Annotated in this window: 20 protein-coding genes; 15 read left to right on the forward strand and 5 right to left on the reverse strand. The window is 38.4% G+C overall.

All coding sequences use genetic code 11. The features are described 5' to 3' along the window. Positions 1 to 109: 109 nt before the first annotated feature. Both ACODST_RS04160 and ACODST_RS04165 read left to right on the forward strand, forming a co-directional pair. Complete coding sequence (locus ACODST_RS04160) at positions 110 to 841, forward strand: DUF6193 family natural product biosynthesis protein (RefSeq protein ID WP_488930850.1); 732 nt, start codon at positions 110 to 112, stop codon at positions 839 to 841. Between the two features lie 43 nt (positions 842 to 884). Further along, entirely contained in the window at positions 885 to 1,436 is a 552-nt protein-coding gene (locus ACODST_RS04165; protein ID WP_488930851.1) for a DUF3592 domain-containing protein, read from the forward strand. A gap of 23 nt (positions 1,437 to 1,459) precedes the next feature. Here the strand turns inward: ACODST_RS04165 and ACODST_RS04170 are convergent, their stop codons facing one another. Further along, positions 1,460 to 2,479 carry a hypothetical protein gene (locus tag ACODST_RS04170; protein WP_488930852.1) on the reverse strand — a complete coding sequence of 340 codons (1,020 nt, stop codon included), beginning with the start codon at positions 2,477 to 2,479 and terminating at the stop codon, positions 1,460 to 1,462. A gap of 211 nt (positions 2,480 to 2,690) precedes the next feature. On the opposite strand from ACODST_RS04170, the gene ACODST_RS04175 reads away from it, so the two are divergent. The 8 genes from ACODST_RS04175 (at position 2,691) to ACODST_RS04210 (ending at position 10,194) form a co-directional block, all read left to right on the forward strand. Next, the gene (locus ACODST_RS04175; RefSeq protein ID WP_488930853.1) at positions 2,691 to 3,206 is read left to right on the forward strand and encodes an RNA polymerase sigma factor; all 516 of its coding nucleotides are present in this window, start codon (positions 2,691 to 2,693) and stop codon (positions 3,204 to 3,206) included. A 49-nt stretch (positions 3,207 to 3,255) separates the two neighbouring features. Continuing rightward, positions 3,256 to 4,155, forward strand: coding sequence for a FecR family protein (locus tag ACODST_RS04180; RefSeq protein WP_488930854.1), 900 nt, complete (start codon positions 3,256 to 3,258; stop codon positions 4,153 to 4,155). Positions 4,156 to 4,260: 105 nt separating this feature from the next. Further along, entirely contained in the window at positions 4,261 to 6,687 is a 2,427-nt protein-coding gene (locus ACODST_RS04185) for a carboxypeptidase-like regulatory domain-containing protein (protein WP_488930855.1), read from the forward strand. A 328-nt stretch (positions 6,688 to 7,015) separates the two neighbouring features. Next, entirely contained in the window at positions 7,016 to 7,924 is a 909-nt protein-coding gene (locus ACODST_RS04190) for a COG4315 family predicted lipoprotein (RefSeq protein ID WP_488930856.1), read from the forward strand. A gap of 108 nt (positions 7,925 to 8,032) precedes the next feature. Further along, positions 8,033 to 8,428 carry an OB-fold protein gene (locus tag ACODST_RS04195; protein WP_488930857.1) on the forward strand — a complete coding sequence of 132 codons (396 nt, stop codon included), beginning with the start codon at positions 8,033 to 8,035 and terminating at the stop codon, positions 8,426 to 8,428. Between the two features lie 2 nt (positions 8,429 to 8,430). After that, entirely contained in the window at positions 8,431 to 9,273 is an 843-nt protein-coding gene (locus tag ACODST_RS04200; RefSeq protein ID WP_488930858.1) for a DUF5777 family beta-barrel protein, read from the forward strand. A 12-nt stretch (positions 9,274 to 9,285) separates the two neighbouring features. Next, positions 9,286 to 9,636 (forward strand): cytochrome c, encoded by a 351-nt coding sequence (locus ACODST_RS04205; protein ID WP_488930859.1) that lies wholly within the window; start codon positions 9,286 to 9,288, stop codon positions 9,634 to 9,636. Between the two features lie 12 nt (positions 9,637 to 9,648). Next, positions 9,649 to 10,194 (forward strand): YceI family protein, encoded by a 546-nt coding sequence (locus ACODST_RS04210; RefSeq protein ID WP_488930860.1) that lies wholly within the window; start codon positions 9,649 to 9,651, stop codon positions 10,192 to 10,194. 76 nt (positions 10,195 to 10,270) lie between these two features. Here the strand turns inward: ACODST_RS04210 and ACODST_RS04215 are convergent, their stop codons facing one another. Beyond that, entirely contained in the window at positions 10,271 to 11,251 is a 981-nt protein-coding gene (locus ACODST_RS04215) for an aldo/keto reductase (RefSeq protein WP_488930861.1), read from the reverse strand. A gap of 187 nt (positions 11,252 to 11,438) precedes the next feature. Here ACODST_RS04215 and ACODST_RS04220 point away from each other — a divergent pair, with 187 nt between their 5' ends. The 4 genes from ACODST_RS04220 (at position 11,439) to ACODST_RS04235 (ending at position 15,865) form a co-directional block, all read left to right on the forward strand. Beyond that, positions 11,439 to 12,335 carry a helix-turn-helix domain-containing protein gene (locus tag ACODST_RS04220; protein WP_488930862.1) on the forward strand — a complete coding sequence of 299 codons (897 nt, stop codon included), beginning with the start codon at positions 11,439 to 11,441 and terminating at the stop codon, positions 12,333 to 12,335. 4 nt (positions 12,336 to 12,339) lie between these two features. Further along, a complete protein-coding gene (locus ACODST_RS04225) occupies positions 12,340 to 13,914 on the forward strand; it encodes a Na+/H+ antiporter (protein WP_488930863.1) in 1,575 nt (524 codons plus the stop codon). A 253-nt stretch (positions 13,915 to 14,167) separates the two neighbouring features. Continuing rightward, positions 14,168 to 15,634, forward strand: a complete 1,467-nt coding sequence (locus tag ACODST_RS04230) for a glycoside hydrolase family 130 protein (RefSeq protein WP_488930864.1) — start codon at positions 14,168 to 14,170, stop codon at positions 15,632 to 15,634. A 21-nt stretch (positions 15,635 to 15,655) separates the two neighbouring features. After that, a complete protein-coding gene (locus tag ACODST_RS04235) occupies positions 15,656 to 15,865 on the forward strand; it encodes a hypothetical protein (protein ID WP_488930865.1) in 210 nt (69 codons plus the stop codon). Positions 15,866 to 16,047: 182 nt separating this feature from the next. Here the strand turns inward: ACODST_RS04235 and ACODST_RS04240 are convergent, their stop codons facing one another. Next, positions 16,048 to 16,818 carry a response regulator transcription factor gene (locus ACODST_RS04240; RefSeq protein ID WP_488930866.1) on the reverse strand — a complete coding sequence of 257 codons (771 nt, stop codon included), beginning with the start codon at positions 16,816 to 16,818 and terminating at the stop codon, positions 16,048 to 16,050. A gap of 105 nt (positions 16,819 to 16,923) precedes the next feature. On the opposite strand from ACODST_RS04240, the gene ACODST_RS04245 reads away from it, so the two are divergent. After that, on the forward strand, positions 16,924 to 17,673 hold the full coding sequence (locus ACODST_RS04245) for a DUF1349 domain-containing protein (RefSeq protein ID WP_488930867.1): 750 nt from the start codon (positions 16,924 to 16,926) through the stop codon (positions 17,671 to 17,673). Between the two features lie 148 nt (positions 17,674 to 17,821). Here the strand turns inward: ACODST_RS04245 and ACODST_RS04250 are convergent, their stop codons facing one another. Both ACODST_RS04250 and ACODST_RS04255 read right to left on the reverse strand, forming a co-directional pair. Then, positions 17,822 to 18,598 (reverse strand): TIGR03915 family putative DNA repair protein, encoded by a 777-nt coding sequence (locus ACODST_RS04250; protein ID WP_488930868.1) that lies wholly within the window; start codon positions 18,596 to 18,598, stop codon positions 17,822 to 17,824. Positions 18,599 to 18,603: 5 nt separating this feature from the next. Then, entirely contained in the window at positions 18,604 to 19,863 is a 1,260-nt protein-coding gene (locus ACODST_RS04255) for a putative DNA modification/repair radical SAM protein (protein ID WP_488930869.1), read from the reverse strand. Between the last annotated feature and the right edge of the window lie 43 nt (positions 19,864 to 19,906).

Below are 19,906 nucleotides of genomic sequence, written 5' to 3' on the forward strand. Positions count from 1 at the left end.
TGATTTTTGATGTTTTTATTGAAAGTGCAGATACTATCTTTTACGGAAAGAAAAATTCATGAACAGACTGTTACGAAAACTAAAAAAACTTCTTCGGAAAACAACATTTTTGAAATCAGGGCAAACTCCTGAAATTTCAAAAACCTTAGCGGCCGAATTACTCAGGATCAATTCAAACCTAAAACTGGAAGGACAAAATCATGGCAGGCAAATACTGATCGAAAATGAAAACAAATTGTCCCAAATTACTGTTGGAGAAACAGGCCGTTATACAATTGACTTTTGGAGAAATGGTGTTTGTTTAGCCAGTGGAGGTACTGAAGCTGTCTCAGAAATTGCAAAAGCCCTAGATCTATGGTTCTGTCAGGATATAACTGCCCGTTTACTTTGTGAAAAATTTAATTTTATAAAGACAGATGAAAGAGCCGCAGCTTTTGACGAAGGCAGAGAAATTGAATTTCAGTGGAATTGTTTATTACGGGAAGATCTTTGGAGCCTTAAAGAGTTTTTTGTCTTAGCTGTTAAAGATCCGGTTATTGGTAATTTATTCCCTTTTATCAGTCTCTATACTTTATGCTTTAGCAAATGTACGGGGTATCCTTATGATCGTTCCGGACTTCCTTATGTAACGGCTAAAGAATTTGAAGTTTTTTCCTTTCAGGTTCGCAAATCAGATCAGGCTAAAAAAGAGATTCCCGCTGTAAATGAAAAACAATTTGTCGTTGCTGCCAGTAATGGAGAATATCTGGGCGAAGGAAATGCACTGACTGCCTTAAAAATTGTCCGGGATAACCTGCCCCCTGATTTAAAAAGAGCACGAAAAGGAACAGCCGAAAATTAAAAAACAGCTTACCAATTAACCACTAAGAAAAAACAAAAATATAATGAGTTCAGAGAACACAACCAAAGGGAAAATGCTCATGGGTAAAATTTTACCAATACTGTTAATGATATTAAATATCTACTTTTTCTTCTTTGTTATCCCGGAGCATATCGCAGAAGAATACTCGATTTCATTAGCTATAACAGGCGGTATCATTTCCCTGATATTATCCTTTTGGATTTTCTTTGCCGTTGTACCAAGACTTTTTGATCAGATCCCAATATTTATGGGATTGTCGGGGATTAGTTCGGTATTTATCTTTGGTTACTTATTTCTTGTAAAAACAACCGATTTCAGTTCTGATGAATTATCACAGCATGGTATAACAACCGAAGCGGTCATTATAGACAAAACCCAATACTATGGTAAAAGAAGAACGGTACAAAATATGGATGTTCAGTTTACTACCAATGACGGACAGGAGGCTGTTGCCACTATTATACTCACCGAAAGAGAATATGATTCTTATTCAGAAGGAATGCCGGTTATGGTTACCTATTCTTCAAAACATCCTAATATCGCAAGGATTGCTTACGAAGCTGTTAAACAATAAAAGCATAAGATTTTTAGCTGGATCTAATTTTTCTCAAAATAAAGATAATGTGTACTATTCGTTACATCACGAAGTCTGATCTGAGAATTATTAAACTCAAACAATTTCCAGTCCTTAGTAAGAGGGCTAAACTGTGCTGAACTAAAATTGACTTTAAGTACTCTGGCACCATTTAGCAGCACGCTGTCCCATTGTCCCGTTTCAGAAGCCGCTCCTTTTGAACCCACCACTGTTTTATCGCTTTTAAAAACAAAAGAATATCCGCTGTAAGCAGAAGTTTTATCAGCTGTATCAAAAAAATAAGGAATTTTCCAGGAACCTTTTGTAATTACCTCTGCCAGATCAAGCGTTACCAGATTATTTTCCGGACAATAGTCAATCGCGTATTGAATCGCATTTTCGAAATCCAGATTACTATTAACCGATTTGGTCTGACCATGATAATCATCTATCGAAATAGGGTATTTTAAAGAGATATACTGACTGCTGCTGAGGTTCTTTATAAAATTAAAAAATGCTTCATCGCTTATAATCGACTGTGAACTCCCGGCCTGATTCGCACTGTTATAGATATTAATCGTAATGGGATAATGAATACTGAGTCCATTAATTTTTGATAAAAGATCCGGATAAAGATTCCAGTAATCGATCAGATCATTAAAATCAGATTCCTGCGGCAGAAACTTTTCAATGTAATTGTAATAGACCATCGTTACCGGAAAATCTATTTTTACAATATCGTCATCATACGGGTCAGCATTTATATTGTCGGTTACTTTTTGGTAATCGGCAGCACTGTTAATGGCAATACTGGTATTGTTTACGGTAACGGTATACGGGAATTTTATTGTACAATAACTGGACTTATCGATCATATTATCCTGCACGGTCTGAACCATGGCCACCCTTTGCAGATAAGAAGTAAGCGGAGAAACACTCGTAATGGTTTCCTGTACGTTATTGTCCTGTTCCTCTATATCATTCTGACAGGAAAACAACACTAAGAGAGCTGCTAATGGTAAATATTTTTTTAAGGGAAACATGTCTATATTTTTACAAATGTAATAAATTTTAAGAAACTGCTTTTTAATAAACCGGGCATTAAGTAATTCTGTTTCATTTCATTTCATTTCTTTTCATCTCAAATCAGAACATCAAATTACGGGTAACTGCTGTTATAAAACAATCAGCTTTGCTTTTACCCTACTTAAACCAAAAACAAATACTTTTGCATCGTACCAATTGAAAATATAAATGCCAGATACGAATCAATCAAATACTTGCGACGAAATCGTCTTTTCGTCTTTTTTCAAAAGTCAGATAAAAGCACTTCGGAATTTTCTTTTCTACAAATTTGGCAATGCCGAACAGGCAGAAGATGCGGCCCAGGAAGCTTTTGTAAAACTCTGGCAGAACTGTGCTTCGGTACCGCTGGAAAAAGCGAAATCCTATATCTACACTATTGCCAATAACAGCAGTCTGAATCAGGTCGCGCATCAGAAAGTGGTACTCAGATACGAAAAAAACTTTTCCGGCCCTGACAAAACCAATGAAAGCCCGGAATACCTGCTGGAAGAAACACAATTCCGGACCAGGCTCCTGAAAGCCATTGAAAATTTAAACGAAAAACAGCGCACCGCTTTTTTGATGCACCGTATTGACGGAAAAAAATACAGTGAAATTGCACAGGAATTAAATATCAGCGTAAAAGCCGTAGAAAAACGCATTCACTTAGCCTTGTTAAGTTTACGTAAAGAAATTGATTTATAAAAGTAGGGTAAATCCAATCCTAATTGTTTTAATTAAATAATACGATCAAATGAAAAAAAATCGCTTATTAGCAAAATGGCTCAACGACGATTTGTCTCCGGACGAATTAGCTGCATTTGAGGCCAGTCCCGATTTTGAGAAATACCAGAAGATCAAAGAGTATACCGCTCATCTGGAGGTTGGAGAGCTGGATGAAAACACAATGCTGTCGAACATTCTAAGTCAGAAAAAAGCAGCCCCTAAAGTGGTTCCGCTTTATAAAAAATGGGCCTTCAGAGCAGCTGCGATATTTGTACTGGCACTTGGGGTTACCTTTGCAATGCAATTTTTTATTTCGAATACTGAAACAGCTCTTTTTGGGGAAAGAACAGCATTTTCACTGCCGGATCATTCCGAAGTGGTTTTAAATTCAGGTTCTGAAATCAACTATAAAAAATGGAACTGGAATAAGAACCGTCATCTGGAACTGCAGGGAGAGGCTTATTTCAGAGTAGCCAAAGGCAGACGTTTTGAAGTGCAGACGAATTTAGGAAAAGTAACCGTATTAGGAACCCAGTTTAATGTAAAAGCAAGAAAAAACAGATTCGATGTAGTATGTTACGAAGGACGTGTAAAAGTAAATTATGCAGATGCTCAGCTTGTACTGACACACGGACAAAGCGTGAGTTTTGAAAACGGAAAACAAATTAAAATGAATACCAATTCACTGAAACCGGAATGGATGGACAATCAGTTAAGTTTTTATAAAGAAAATATCCGAAGCCTTTTAGACGAAGTCGAAAGACAATACAATATTTCTATTGAATTAAAAGCAAAAGATACCCGTTCACTGTTTACAGGGAAATTACCTGCCAAAGACCTTACTGTGGCTTTGCAGATTATTAGTACAACGTATCATTTAGAAGCTGAAAAAGTTTCTGATAACAAAATAATTTTTGACGAAAAATAAATGCTGCGCCCCAGACAATTTCATTTTTTGTTTTTTTTATTCTTCCTTGTCCTGAACCTCTTTTCTCAGGGCAGAGGAAAGGTCATGCCTTTTAAAAAAATCATAATGGATATGGAGCGTCAGCACAATGTAAGCTTTAATTATACCGAAGACAATATTGCAGGACTGAAACTGAATCCGCCCAAAAAATCGCTTTCACTGGAACAAAAACTGGAATATCTGACCCGGAACACCAATTTGTCCTTTGAAAACCTTGGCAACCAGTTCATCAACATTTATAAAAAAGACATTCAGGCACTGTTAATCTGCGGTTATGTTTTTTCGGGTGCTGATAAAAAGCCTGTTGAAAATGCCAACATCAGCCTGCCGGACAAAACACAGTACACTACCAGTGCCAGCGGTTATTTTGAAATTAAAGAATCTCACACGGCTTCATTCCTGATAAGCCACATTGGATTTGTTGCCCAAAAAGTAACCATTAACAGCCCGATCTCTAAAAACTGCCTGCAGATCGTATTAGAACCGGAAGTCACAGAACTCAAAGAAATTAAGACCAATGCGATACTGGCTTCGGGAATTTCAAAAAGTGCCGACGGTTCGTTTGAAATCAAACCCAAAAAATTTGGTATCCTTCCCGGACTTATCGAACCGGATGCGCTGCAGACCATGCAGCAGCTGCCGGGTGTAAACAGTCTCGACGAAAGTGTATCCAGCATTAATGTACGCGGCGGTACCCACGATCAGAATTTATTTTTATGGAATGGTATCCGAATGTATCAAACCGGACATTTTTTTGGACTAATCTCTGTTTTTAACCCCAATCTGGCGCATACTATTTCTATTTATAAAAACGGAAGTTCTGCCTTTTACGGTGAAAGTGTTTCGAGTGTCGCCGCTATTTCCTCTACTCCCGAAACAGCAGAAAAAAACTCTTTCAGCGCAGGAATCAACATGATCAATGCCGATATTTATGGTAAATACAATCTTTCGAAAAAAAGTTATATCGAAATTTCGGCACGTAAATCTATTACTGATTTTGTTGAAACACCTACTTACAAAGAATATTTCAACAAAGTATTTCAAAACACGACCATTACTGATTTTTTACAAAACCAGAATGTTGATTATCAAAGCGACAAAAAGTTTGATTTTTATGATGCTACTTTTAAATATGTTCAGAAAATAGGAACTAAAGACCAGTTTATTCTGGATTTAATAACCATAAAAGACAACTTAGAAGTTTTTCAAAGCGCAGTTGCTAATAGTGTACACCGTTCTGAAAACAACATTTTAAGCCAGCAGAACTACGGTGGAAACCTGTCCTGGAAAAGAAACTGGAACCCTTTTAATACTACTAAAATCAATGTGTACAACTCCGCTTACGAACTTTTGGCCGATCAGAGTACCAGTGAAGGACAGCTTGTTATTCAGGAAAATACAGTCAACAATAACGGAATCAATTTAGAAAATAACCATACGATAAGTCCTAAATTCACTCTTAACGACGGTTACCAGTACAACGAAACCGGGATTACCAATCTGGAGCAGGTAACCAATCCGGGATTCTTTCGTAAGGTAAAAGAGGTACTGCGAACGCATGCTTTTATTCTCGAAGGAAAATATAATGACACCCTGTCCCGAATATACTTTAAAACCGGAACCCGTATTAACTATATTGAAAATTTTAAAAAATTCATAGTCGAACCCCGTCTGCAGTTTAATTACGGTTTTAGTAAAAATCTCAATTTAGAATTACTGGGCGAATTAAAAAGTCAGAACTCGCAGCAGATTATTGATCTGCAAAAAGACTATTTCGGAATTGAAAAAAGACGCTGGATTATTTCCAACAACAGCACTATTCCTATTCAGAGAAGCCGGCAGCTGTCTTTAAACTTGTCCTATACCCAAAACGACTGGCTTTTTGACATCGAAAACTTTTATAAAAAGGTAACCGGCATTACCACTTCCAGCCAGGGATTTCAAAATCAGCTGGAGTTTGTGAAAACCACGGGCGATTACGAAGTCTGGGGAACTGAAATTCTGGTTCAGAAAAAAATGGATCATTTCCTGACGTGGTTAAGTTACACCTACAACCACAACAATTACCATTTTCCGCGCTACGAATTCCCGGTTTTCCCTAATAATTTTGAGTTGATGCATACCGTATCCTGGGCAGGGATTTACGAGAAAAACAATTTCAAAATTGCCTTAGGCACCAAATGGACTTCAGGCAGACCTAAAACCTCAACTGATAATTCTCAGATCGACCCTGTTAATCCTGTATTGATCTATCACAGACCAAACAATACCAACCTTCATATTTTTTCGCAGGTTAACCTTTCTTCGACTTACAAATGGGAGACGGATAACGGAATTCAGTACAAATTAGGAATTTCTATTTTAAACATCCTGAACAGGAAAAACGAAATCAGCGAATATTACCGTATCAGTTCCATTACCAATTCGATCGAAGAAGTAGAAACTTTCTCACTCGAAAGAACGCCTAACATGAGCTTTAGAGTTTCATTTTAAACCGGTTACACCGTTTAAACAAAACCGGTACTTCCTTCTTTTTTATTTTTTTTCAAAAAAACACAATTCTTTGGTAGGGTAATCTGCACCAAGGCTGTTTTACTATTGAACCATATCAAAAGAAAAACAATGACCGCCTTTAAAAACGGAATCGTATACCATCAGGAAGGCTTCTATTCCTATGACAGCTCGTAGCATAACCTATTTATGAAACGAAATGCTCAAAAGAAAAAAGCATATCGTAATGATATACCATAACCACAGCAAAACGCTTTACTATTCCGGTAAAGCTCCCTTTAAATTCAATATAACATAAATCAAAACAACAATGAAATTAAACCCATTTAAATTCGCTTTAACTGCTTTTTCAGCAGCCCTGTTTTTTGTAAGCTGCAGCAGTGACAATAGTGACAGTCCGGAAAACAATACCCCAGATCCGACTCCAGAAGTTAAAAAAGAAGTAACCCTGGCTTCCAGTACTACATTAGGTTCTTATCTTACTGATAAAGACGGAAGAGCTTTATATTTCTTTTCAACCGATTCAAAAATGCAATCTACCTGTACAGGAGGATGTGAAGCTGTCTGGCCTCCTTTTTATGTAGATAATTTAACCGCTGCTAAATTAGGCACGGGACTTACTTTCTCTGATTTTGGAACGATAACCACTCCTTCTTCTAAAAAACAGCTCACTTATAAAGGATGGCCTTTGTATTATTATGCTCCCGGAACCGATGACGGATATGGGCATACAGCCAATACACCTGAAGCTCCTGGTAAAACTACCGGAGAAGGTGTTGGCGGTGTCTGGTTTGTAGCAAAACCGGATTATTCGATCATGATTGTAAGAAGCCAGCTTGTGGGGCATGACGGTAAAAACTACAAGTCAGACTACACAGAGGGAGACGGAGCAACAACTTACTTTACAGACGCTAAAGGGGTGACGCTTTACACTTTTAAAAACGACAATTTCAAGAAAAACAATTTTACAAATTCCGATTTCTCTAACAATGCGGTCTGGCCAATATACGAAACAGACAAAATTGTAGTGCCTTCTGTTCTGGACAAATCGAAATTCGCTGTTATTACCGTATTTGGTAAATCGCAGCTGGTTTACAATGGCTGGCCTCTATATTATTTTGGACAGGATGCTAATGTAAGAGGTGCCAACAAAGGAATCAGTTTTCCTGCTCCTGGTGTCTGGCCGGTACCTGTACAGAACATTCCGCTTGCTATCTAAAAAAGCAAAATAACTATTTCAGATCAGTCCGGCAGCTGTCGGGCTGATTTGAAATTCCTAAGAGAAAAATCCCCGAAAACAATTCCAGAATTTAAACCTGAAATTCTCATGAGTAAAACAAAAATCAAGGTTTTGATCTTTTTATTAGTGATCAGTTTTGGCCCTTATTATATCTACCAGTATGTTTTATACAAAGATGCCAGAGATATCACTAATGAAAAATCACTGCTTACTATTTCTGCTGAAAATTTAGAAAATCAATACGCCCAAAATCCGTCAAAGGCAGACTCCAGTTATTTAAACAAAACCATTGAAATTGAAGGCGCTGTTTCTGAAGCCACAGATTCTACTTTAGTAATTGATGGAAAGGTGTTTTGTAAAATGAATGAAAAAGGAAAATACCATTCAGCAAACAAACAAATCAGGATAAAAGGAAGATGTATTGGGTTTGATGATTTATTCGAAATCGTAAAATTGGATCAATGCAGTATACAACAACACTAAATATGAGAAAAATATTTTTACTGGCCAGCTTTTTAATCTGTTTCTGCGCCAATGCACAGGATGATTTATTATCGAGTCTGGACTCCACACAAGTAGTCGATAAAAATGCCACAGCCGCTTTTAAAGGTCTGCAGATTATTACCCTGCAGTCTACCAAGCTGCCTGCCAAAAAAGAACTGTATATTGTAATATCACACCGTTTTGGTTCTGTAAAAGGCGGAATCTCCGAGTTTTTTGGTTTTGACGATGCTACTACCAAACTAGGCGGAATTTATGGTGTAACAGACTGGCTTTCGGTAAGCGCTTCACGCCATACACTGCTCAAAATTTATGAAACCTCGGTAAAATACAGACTGGCAAGACAAAATGATACCTTTCCTTTTGAAATTGTAGGTTACAATACCATTGATATTAACAGCGGACTAAAAAAAGACGATTATCCTAAAATTGAATTTTCGGATCGTTTAACCTATATCAATCAGCTTTTAATTTCCAGAAAGTTTTCCGAGAAATTGTCCCTGCAACTGGCTCCTTCGTTTATTCATAAAAACCTGTACAATCCGGATCTTGAAAACGACAATCAGTTTACTTTAAGCGCCGGAGGAAGGTTAAAACTAACCAAAAGGCTTTCCCTGAACCTCGAATATGGTGAAAACTTCAATAAACCTGATTTTTATAAAAATCCTTTATCTGTTGGACTTGACATCGAAACCGGAGGCCATATTTTTCAGTTAATCTTTACCAACTCCCAGTCTATGACAGAGAGCGGTTATCTGACCAACGCGGCGGGTGACTGGGGCAAAGGCGATTTTTTCTTCGGGTTTAATTTATACAGAGTTTTTTAAAAGCATACAATTATGAAAAAGTACCTATATCTATCCGGCATTGTATTATTCTTATACAGCTGCGAATCGAATACTTACGAGAGTCTCGAAGAAAAAGAAGTGATCACCGGACCGGTTACCTACAGCGCCAATGCTAAAGCGATTATCGATGCCAACTGTATCGCCTGTCATGCTTCCGGAGGAACATTACTGCCGCTGGAGACTTATGCCGAAGTAAAAAATGCTGTACAAAACACGGATTTACTGGACCGGATTCAGCGCCAGAACGGAACTCCGGGACAGATGCCGAGAGCCGGAAGAATGGCACAGGACAAAATCAATACGATCCTGCAGTGGAATACTGACGGATTATTAGAAAAATAAAGCAACAGAAAAATGAAAAAGCAAATTGTACTGTTATTTCTGCTGGCCGGAATCTTTCAGGTTTCTGCCCAGAAATACGCCACTAAAACAGGAAACTTAAAGTTTGAAGCTACTTTGGACGCTCTTGAAGAAGTAGCGGCCGAAAATAAAAATACCTCTGCTATTTTAGAATCAGCGAGCGGGGAAATCGCTGTTTTGACACTCATGAAAGGATTCCGTTTTAAAGTAGCTTTAATGGAAGAACACTTTAATGAAAACTATGTCGAATCGGACAAATTTCCCAAAGCCTCTTTTAAGGGAAAAATCGAAGAGTTTGACATCTCCAAACTTTCCGGTGCTGCAAAAGCCGTTAAGATTTCCGGAGATCTGACCCTGCACGGAAAAACAAAAAAGATAACCGCCAATGCCAAAATTTCAAAATCCGATGATAAAATCACGGTAACCGGAAATTTTGAAGTACTGGCCAGTGATTTCGCTATTGAAATCCCAAAACTGGTGAGTAAAAAAGTAGCTGAAAAAATAAAAGTAAATTTTAGTCTGCCACTTGTAAAAATGTAATAGAATGATGTTTTATGGTTAGTTATGTAAAAGTGCTGAATCTTTCAATTCAGCACTTTTATTTTTTACAGAACCCTTATTTTCCGGCTGCCTGCTGCAGGTGTACCGGATAACGTTCTCCCTGTATAGTGGTCTGGGCAAAAGCCTCATCAATTTTTTTAATATCCTCGGGTGATAAATGAATTAAAGCCGCTCCAATATTTTCTGTTAAGCGGTGTAATTTTGTGGTACCCGGAATAGGGGCAATCCAAGGTTTTTGCGCCAATAACCATCCTAATGCAATCTGCGCCGGAGATGCCTGTTTTTGAGAAGCAATGGCTGCCAGTAAAGCAACCAATTTCTGGTTTGCTTTTAAATTCTCTTTCGTAAAACGCGGCAGGTTATTTCTAAAATCAGTGGCTTCAAAACTGGTGTTTTCTGTAATAGCACCCGTTAAAAATCCTCTTCCTAACGGACTAAACGGAACAAAGCCAATTCCCAGTTCCTCCAGTGCCGGCAAAATTTCCTGTTCCGGTTCGCGCCACCAGATCGAATATTCACTTTGTAAAGCCGATACCGGCTGAACCGCATGTGCTTTTCTGATCGAGTTGACCCCGGCTTCCGAAAGTCCGAAGTATTTTACTTTTCCTTCCTGTATCAGATCTTTAACCGTTCCGGCAACCTCTTCCATAGGCACATTGGGATCTACCCTGTGCTGATATAATAAATCAATAACATCTGTTTTTAAACGTCGCAGAGATTCTTCGGCAACCGCCCTGATACGTTCCGGACGGCTGTCCATTCCATCGTGGGCACTCCCGCCTTTAAAACCAAATTTAGTCGCAATAACCACTTCTTTTCTAAACGGTTTCAAAGCCTCCCCTACCAGCTCTTCATTCGCAATACCATACGCCTCGGCCGTATCAAAAAACGTAATTCCCTGTTCATAAGCTTCTCTGATTAGTCTGATACCCTCCTGTTTGTCCATTGCGGTACCATAAGCAAAACTTAATCCCATACAGCCCAGTCCTAATGCAGAAACCTCTAATCCCTGTGTTCCTAATATTCTTTTTTCCATAATTTTATTTATTTTACTATTGAGAAAGTACAGCTGTCTTTTAACGATACAAATTTCCGTCAATAATCTGGTTTGGATATAATACCTATTACTGCTGTTATTACCATTTTTACTGATTTGAATAATCACACTAAGTTATTAAGAATCTGAATACTATATTTGTGTAAATAATTGTAATTTAAGAATTATGGAACGCTTCATCAAACTTGAAAAAACCTCTCAGTACAATCAGTTAAAAGGAATTGAAACACAGCAGCCTTTATTAAGTGTTTTTGATAATTCTAAAAGCAGTCCTTTACCCAATCACACCCGTTTACACTTTGGTTTTTATGCTGTATTTTTAAAAGCCGGAAATTGCGGTGCCTTAAAATACGGCCGTAATAATTATGATTATGAAGATGGCACTATGGTTTTTGTTGCCCCCGGTCAGGTGCTCGAAGTGAATAACACCGACGATTATAAATCGACCGGATTAACACTTTTGTTTCATCCTGATTTTATAAAAGGATCTTCCCTATCTAAAAATATAAGCCAGTATTCCTTTTTTTCTTATGATTTTCATGAAGCCCTGCATTTATCGCTTAAAGAACAGCAGATCATAAAAGATTTATTTGAAAAATTACAATATGAAGTAAACCTTCCTGTCGATAAACACAGTAAAAGTATCATCTGCAGTACCATTGAACTGCTGTTGAGTTACTGTGTTCGTTTTTATGACAGACAGTTTATCAGCCGTGAAAACCTTAATACTGATATTTTATCAAAATTTGAAAACCAGCTAAATCACTATTTTCAGTCAGAAAATGCACAAAACTCAGGACTGCCGTCTGTTGGTTATTTTGCAGAGCTTCTGCATCTTTCCCCGAATTATTTTGGGGATTTAGTCAAAAAAGAAACCGGAAAATCAGCGCAGGAACATATTCAGTTAAAACTCATTAATCTGGCAAAAGAACGAATTTTCGATACCGAAAAATCGATTAGTCAGATCGCTTTGGAACTGGGTTTTAAATACCCGCAGCATTTTAACCGGATGTTTAAAAAGAATACAGGTTATACCCCAGTCGAATATAGAAACCTAAACTAAAAAAATGCTCAGTAATTTACCTTTTTACCTTGGTCTCCTGCTTGCTATTTTATTGCTGATTATGCTGGCCAATAAAATAAAAGTAGCCTATCCTGTACTTTTAGTCCTGGCAGGATTATTAATAAGTTTTATCCCGGGTGTTCCCACTATAGACATTGATCCCGGTCTTATATTTTTTATTTTTCTGCCTCCTTTGCTCTATGAAGCTTCATGGGCCGTTTCCTGGAAACAAATGTGGCGCTGGCGCAGGATTATTACCAGCTTCGCTTTTGTAGTTGTTTTTGTTTCGGCACTTTCTGTTGCCTTAGCCGCTAATTATTTTATACCGGGATTTTCACTGGCACTGGGTTTTGTTCTGGGCGGTATTGTATCTCCTCCTGATGCCGTAAGTGCCGGAGCTATTTTAAAATTTGTTAAAGTTCCTAAAACGCTTTCTTCTATTTTAGAAGGCGAAAGCTTACTCAATGACGCTTCTTCTTTAATCATTTTCAGGTTTGCTATGATTGCCGTAGCAACCGAGCAGTTTATTTTTTCCGAAGCCGCCTTAAGTTTCAGCTGGATGGTGCTGGCCGGTCCTGCCATTGGTTTAGTAATAGGATGGCTGTTTATGAAAGCCCACAAATATTTACCAACCGATGCCAATCTGGATATCTTTCTTTCCTTATTAACGCCTTATATCATTTATCTGGCGGCAGAGGAAGTGCATAGTTCCGGAGTTTTGGCTGTCGTAAGCTGCGGACTGCTTTTATCCAATAACAGACATCGTTTTCTCAGCAGTAAATCGCGTTTACAGAGTATGAATGTCTGGGAAAGTTTGTGTTTTATATTAAACGGATTAGTTTTTATGCTGATTGGATTAGACTTACCGCAGATCACCAGCGGACTCGAAGGCACGAGCCTTACAACAGCAATTGGGTATGGCTTGCTGATTACGTTTGTATTAATAGTCAGCCGGATCTTATCGGCTTACGGTGCTGTAATTGTAACCCTGATTGCCCGAAATTTTATTACGGTGGCCGATAAAAGAAATCCCGGCTACAAAATCCCTTTTATATTAGGCTGGACCGGAATGCGTGGTGTGGTTTCACTGGCTGCCGCCCTGTCTATTCCTGTTTATCTGGATAATGGTATTGCATTTCCACAGCGTAACCTGATTTTATTCATCACTTTTATTGTGATACTGCTGACCTTACTAATTCAGGGATTAACCCTTCCTTATTTCATCAAAAAAATCAAACTTACGGATATTTACGATCCGGTTCCCCGCCATGAAGCTTCTTCTCATTTAAAACAGGAATTGGCTGAATTTGCTTTAGACTACCTGAAAACTAATTATGAAAACCGTGCAGAAGAAAACGGTGCGTTACAGCATCTTATTCAAAAATGGGAGCAGCACATAAAAGGAATCGATAACGACTCTATTGGGCAGGAACATAAACATATTTATCTGGATCTGCTGAACCAGCAGCGAATATGGCTAATCAATAAAAACAAAGAAGACCAGACTTTAGACGAATCTATTATCCGCAGACAGATGCATTATCTGGATATTGAAGAAGAAAAACTACGGTATATCTAAATTATAAAGAATCTTTTTCTGCAATTGTATTTGGTTCCGGGTCTTAAAATATCTGATTCCGACAGAGAATTTAATGGACCCAAAGTTTTTTTCCGTTTACAAAATTTAGTAACTTGTTATAGAATTAAAAGTAATTACAGCAAAAAAAGGCCGGACAAGTATGTGTTTTCTTCTTCAGGACGAACTATACTTTAGTTCATTTTAGTATCACGTACAATGCCGCCTGTTTTTCTGTATTCAAAACCAAAAAACTATGCGAGTATCTGTTACACGAAAAAACATCAAATTTACCCCGGATTCCAGAAGAGTTGTCGCCCGATATTTTATGAACGGCGACGAACGAACCCAGCAGATGGTTATTCGTATCATGATGCTGGATGAGAAACAGGTATCAGAAACTTTAGAACAAACCCTGCGTGAATTTGCAAGGCGGCACCGCAATATTTCAGCTATTTTTTTCAGACACTGCGAAAAAATAAGACCTATCATCGAAGCCATGCAGATCGATTACGAAGCCATATCGCTTAACCGTAAAATGCTTATTGGTTCTTATTGTACCATGGAATATGCTATCGAATCGGCCGCTATTTTTAATCCGTCGATTGTAGAAGATTTTGACCAGTCGGGACTTGAAGCCGGAGAAAAAAGAGTGATTATTTCATTTCGTGCCACCGGCGAAGGCCATATTTCTTCTATTGTTTTCAGAAGAGGAATCCTTGACCGGGACAATAATCTGCATATCATGAAAATAGGCCATCATATTGATAAGGCCGAAATCGAACACAAAACCCTGTTTAACAAAGAGCGTTTTTTAACCAAGCTCATCGAGATGCATACACAGGATAAATACATTGCTCAAATCATGCAGGACCTGCCGGATGAATTTGAATTTGCAATCCTCAAAAACATGCTCAATACAGCCTTAAGCGATCCTTCTATCCGCCAGGAACGCAGAACGGCTCTGGAAGAAATATTATGGCTTGCCAACTCCTTTTACGATCTGCAGTTCAAACACGATTCTGATATTACAGAACGGGTAATATTCCCGATCTCCGATTCGGAAAGCCGTGGTATCGAAGATGCCCGTTTTGTTCGTTTTGTCGACGATGACGAGTCGGTTCGTGTTATGGCTACCTATACCGCTTATAATGGTCATGCTATTCTGCCAAAATTAATTTCTACTGAAGACTTTTATTCTTTCAGAGTTATGCCTTTACACGGCGACGGGGCACAGAATAAAAACCTGGCTTTGTTTCCCAGAAAAATAAAAGGCAAATATGCCATGCTGGCCCGGATAGACGGAGTCAACAATTACATTATGTACTCCGACCGCGTAACCCAGTGGAATACGCCTGTCCTGCTGCAGGAACCCCGTTACACCTGGGAATTTACCCAGATAGGAAACTGCGGATCACCACTCTGGACCGAAGACGGCTGGCTCGTAATCACCCACGGCGTTGGAACTATGCGACGCTACTGTATTGGCGCTTCCTTATTTGATCTTGATGATCCTTCCAAAGAAATCGGAAGACTTAAAGAACCTTTACTCTCCCCGCTTGAAGACGAAAGAGAAGGCTATGTTCCTAACGTAGTCTATTCCTGCGGTGCCATTATTCATAATAACAGCCTGATCCTTCCTTATGCCGTATCCGATTACTGTTCTACTTACGGAGTTGTAGATCTGGCGGAACTGCTGGATACTTTGAAGAGGAGTAAATAAATTTAATAAAAAATGTATAAAATGATTCTATGCGAAAAAGCAACGGGTATTGTATTGGAACTAGACGGAAAAACCAGGTTTTCAAGTGATGATTCAGATCTTCCCTCATTATTTTTAAATACACTGGAACAAGCAGAAGAGAAAGCAGCTCTTTTACTGGAAGAAAACAATAGCCTTGAAATTGTCGTTTATGATTTAAATGGATCTTTTATAAAAAGGATTGTACTTTGACTTATTCTTTTTCTTTCCCTGTATTACTGATTAAATAATCAATTTTTATAGACAGAACCGTTTGAAAAATAAAACAATGCTCCTTCATAATACATGAAAGACCTAAAGTTTAACAAGTAGGTCCGGTTATTAAACTGGAATGTTTAAAAAAAATAAATAAAGATAAACTGCTGTTTTAATTTTCACCCCGTAATCAGCCCCATTACAAAAGCCGTTCGTAAGGCTTCTGCTGTATTGGAAACCTGCATTTTCTGAATGATATTCTGTCTGTGGCGGCGGACCGTATAAACTGAAATATGTAATACTGCCGCAATCTGGTCGCTGTTGTTTCCTTTGGCGGTAAGTTTTAGGATTTCCAGTTCCCTTTTAGACAGTAATGTTTCTCCAAAAGGTTTGTATTGTTCAGAAGCAATGGTTTCGCCTGTCTGCATATTTACAATTCTGCCGTCGATTCCTTTACGGGCCTGCAGATCAGTTGAAGGAGAATACAAACACAACGCCAGCCAGATACTGCCATTGGCTGCTTTTTTAAGGTACATGGTGCGGTGATTGATATAAAGGGGAGTCTCTGAACCTGAAATTCGTAAACGGCTGAACGTACTGTATTTTCGATATTCTTCCCCGGGCAGATTTTTAAGGTATTGTAAATACTGAAGTTCCAGCGCATGGCGCTCCGTAACATCATCGGCATTAATTTTATTGAAGATACAGTCTTCAAAAGCCGAATCAATTGTGATATCTTCTGACGGAAGTCCGAAAAGCTTCCCGAAATTCCCGGCGTAAATATAACTACAGTCCGCCTGAAAATCCGAAAGTACTGCTACACACTGCTCAATCTCTACATACGACACTACTGATTTTTTATATTCTACTATATTTAAAATTTCACTGTCGAGAAAGGTCTGCTGTAATAAGGCAGAGGTTAACTGATTTTCGATAGAGGCTTGGGACATTGTGGATTTATAAATTGGTTAATTTTACGTATTGCCGCTTCCGGTACGCAGGACTACATTTGAGAAACCTAAATTATCATTTTTATATTTCTAACAAAACATTTTATGAAAACTAAATTTATCTACTGCTGCGCAGTCTTAGGACTAATATTATCAACAGGCTGCAACAATACTCCTAAGGAAAACCAAACCGCTGCCGCTCCCGAAAAAACAAAAGATTCCGCTGTTGTTAAAGGAACAGCTTGTGATATAAAACTCGATCAGATTCATTTTACCAAATCAATAAACGGAGCCGATACTCTTGCCAAAGTAGATGAGAAAAAGAATATCCTGTTTCATGTAGGGGAGAAAAAAGATTATTTTTCTGACCCAAATAATAAACTTTCCAATACTTCAGCCCCTATTCTGCTGTCTAAAATTGACAATACCAAACCGTTTACCCTTACCGCAAAAGTAAGTCCGGAATTTACTGAAACCGGTTTATACAATGCAGGCGTTTTATATTTGTATGTTCATGATAATTTTTATCAGAAATTCTGCTTTGAACAGGACGAAAGAGGCAATCACCGAATCGTAACAGTTCGTACAATAGGAACTTCTGACGACAACAACCACGATATTGTAAAAGGAAAAACAGTTTATATGAAAATTTCTTCGGATACACAGACCGTTGCCAGCTACTACTCTCTTGACAACAAAACCTGGCAGATGGTCCGTTTGTATAAAAACAATTATCCTGCAGAACTCTGGGGCGGAATCAGTGCGCAATGTCCGGTTGAAAAAGGAACTACCAGCTATTTTGAAGCTCTTAGTTTAGAGCAGAAAAGCGTAAAAGATTTCCGTTTGGGAATTTAAAAAGGTTATTTCACAAAGATACACAGAGAAGCCGCAGAGATTCGCAAAGTTTTTTTATAGTAATTCCTATAAACAACAAATGTATGTTGATTTCTTTGCGAATCTTTGCGAAAAAACTTAGTGTATCTTTGTGAAATACCCCCAAAGCCTACTTTTTCAGATCCGGAATTTTCTCCGTCAGGTTCTTCCAGTAACGTTTGGGCATATGCTGTACATGAAGTTTGGTGTTTTTTCGGGATTCAATGTTCACGCTTTTAAAATAACGTCTCCATAAATTCTGGAAAAACTCTTCGTCGTCGTCATCTATTTCAGCCAGAAACCGGGAAGAAACCGTAGGAGTCTCTAACTGAAGTTCGACTGTAGCTGTATTTTCTAGATCATAATATATCCCATATTTACGTTTGGCATCATAAATCAGCCAGCGCTGATCGGCATAACGATTTTTAAAATGATTTTCTATTAAAGGCAGTACATCGCAGTCCGGTTCTACAATGGCATAATATAAATTATCCTTCGCCAGTTTAAAGCGTACAAAAGCTTTCATCCGGTGACTTTCTTTTCCGGTTAACTGCGCAGCCTTTCTGGTCTCCATAACTTCAAAACGGTTCCAGTCGCCTTCGATATTTACAGAACTGGAAAATACATATTGAACAAAGCGAAAAAGAGTTTCGTCTATCTTGTCTGTTTCAGATAAAAAGGCTTTGTAGATATTAGAAAATCCTTCCGGTGACAAACGTTCCCTTAATCCCTTTAAAACCCGGTCTGCTTTTATGGTATCGTTTTTTACCGGATGCAGTTCTGAAAAAAGCAAGGTTCCTAAAGCTTCTTCTTTGGCAAATACAACATCGTTCAGTTTAAACTCATAAATTTCAAATACTGCAGTAAGCCAGCCTTCAAAGGTCCCGTCGTAAATTAACTGTATCATTTCGTTTAAAATAAAGTAAGCTGATTGGAAAAATTAGACGTGTATTTACTTTTTTGTGCCTTCACTATATAATCTTTAATCTGAGCAGAAGTGAAATCTTTCTGCAGCTGAAAGGGTGTGGCAAAAGCCAGAAAATATTTTGATCTGCTGTATGAAATCCCCAGTTTAGGCAAATCATCAGCCTGCAGTTTTTTAAATTTTCGGGCCGATATGATTTTTTGGGCACTTACAATCCCAATTCCCGGAATGCGCTGAATCAGTTCCAGGTCGGCTGTGTTAAGGTCAACCGGAAATTGGTCCAGATTACGAAGTGCCCAACCCAGTTTAGGATCAATATCCAGGTCCAGATTCGGCTGGTCGAGACCTACAATTTCATTAACATTGAATCCGTAAAACCGGATTAACCAGTCGGCCTGATACAATCGGTTTTCCCGAATCATGGGAACCGGGGTTCCAATTGCCGGAAGCCGGTTATCATAACTTATAGGAACATAACCCGAATAATAAACACGTTTCATATTCATCTGTTCGTAAAAGTAGTTGGCCATTCCCAGAATTTCCATGTCATTTTCTCTGGTTGCCCCAATCACCATTTGGGTACTTTGTCCTGCCGGAGCAAAAAGAGGAGCTTTGTAGTTTTGTTTCTTTTCTTCTTTATATCCGATGATTTCATTTTTGAGATATTCCATTGGTTTAATAACATCCACATGATTTTTGTCGGGAGCCAGCAGTTTAAGACTTTGTTCTGTAGGCATTTCAACATTAACGCTTAAACGGTCAGCGTACAGTCCGGCTTCCCGCAGCAATTCATCGCTCGCTCCCGGAATGGCCTTCAGATGGATATAGCCATTGAAATTTTCTTCCAAACGCAGTTTCTTTACAATCCGAACCAGACGTTCCATCGTATAATCCGGATTATCAAAAATACCCGAACTTAAAAACAAACCTTCGATATAATTTCTGCGGTAAAAGCCAATGGTAAGATCTACGACTTCCTGTACTGTAAAAGCGGCCCTTTTAATATCGTTGCTCTTTCGGCTCACACAATAAGCACAGTCAAAAATGCAATGATTTGTCAGTAAAATTTTAAGCAGGGAAACACAGCGTCCGTCTTCGGTATAAGCATGACAGATTCCGTTTCCTGCAGCATCACCTAAACCTTTATCTTTATTTTTACGGCTGCTGTTACTGGAGGAACACGACACATCATATTTTGCGGCATCGGCTAAAATTGCCAGTTTCTCCATTACCCTTTCCTGTACCATTTTTGACTTTTTTATTTGATTTTGGAATGAAAATTCATCGTTT

This window comes from Flavobacterium sp. FG19 (assembly GCF_057809475.1).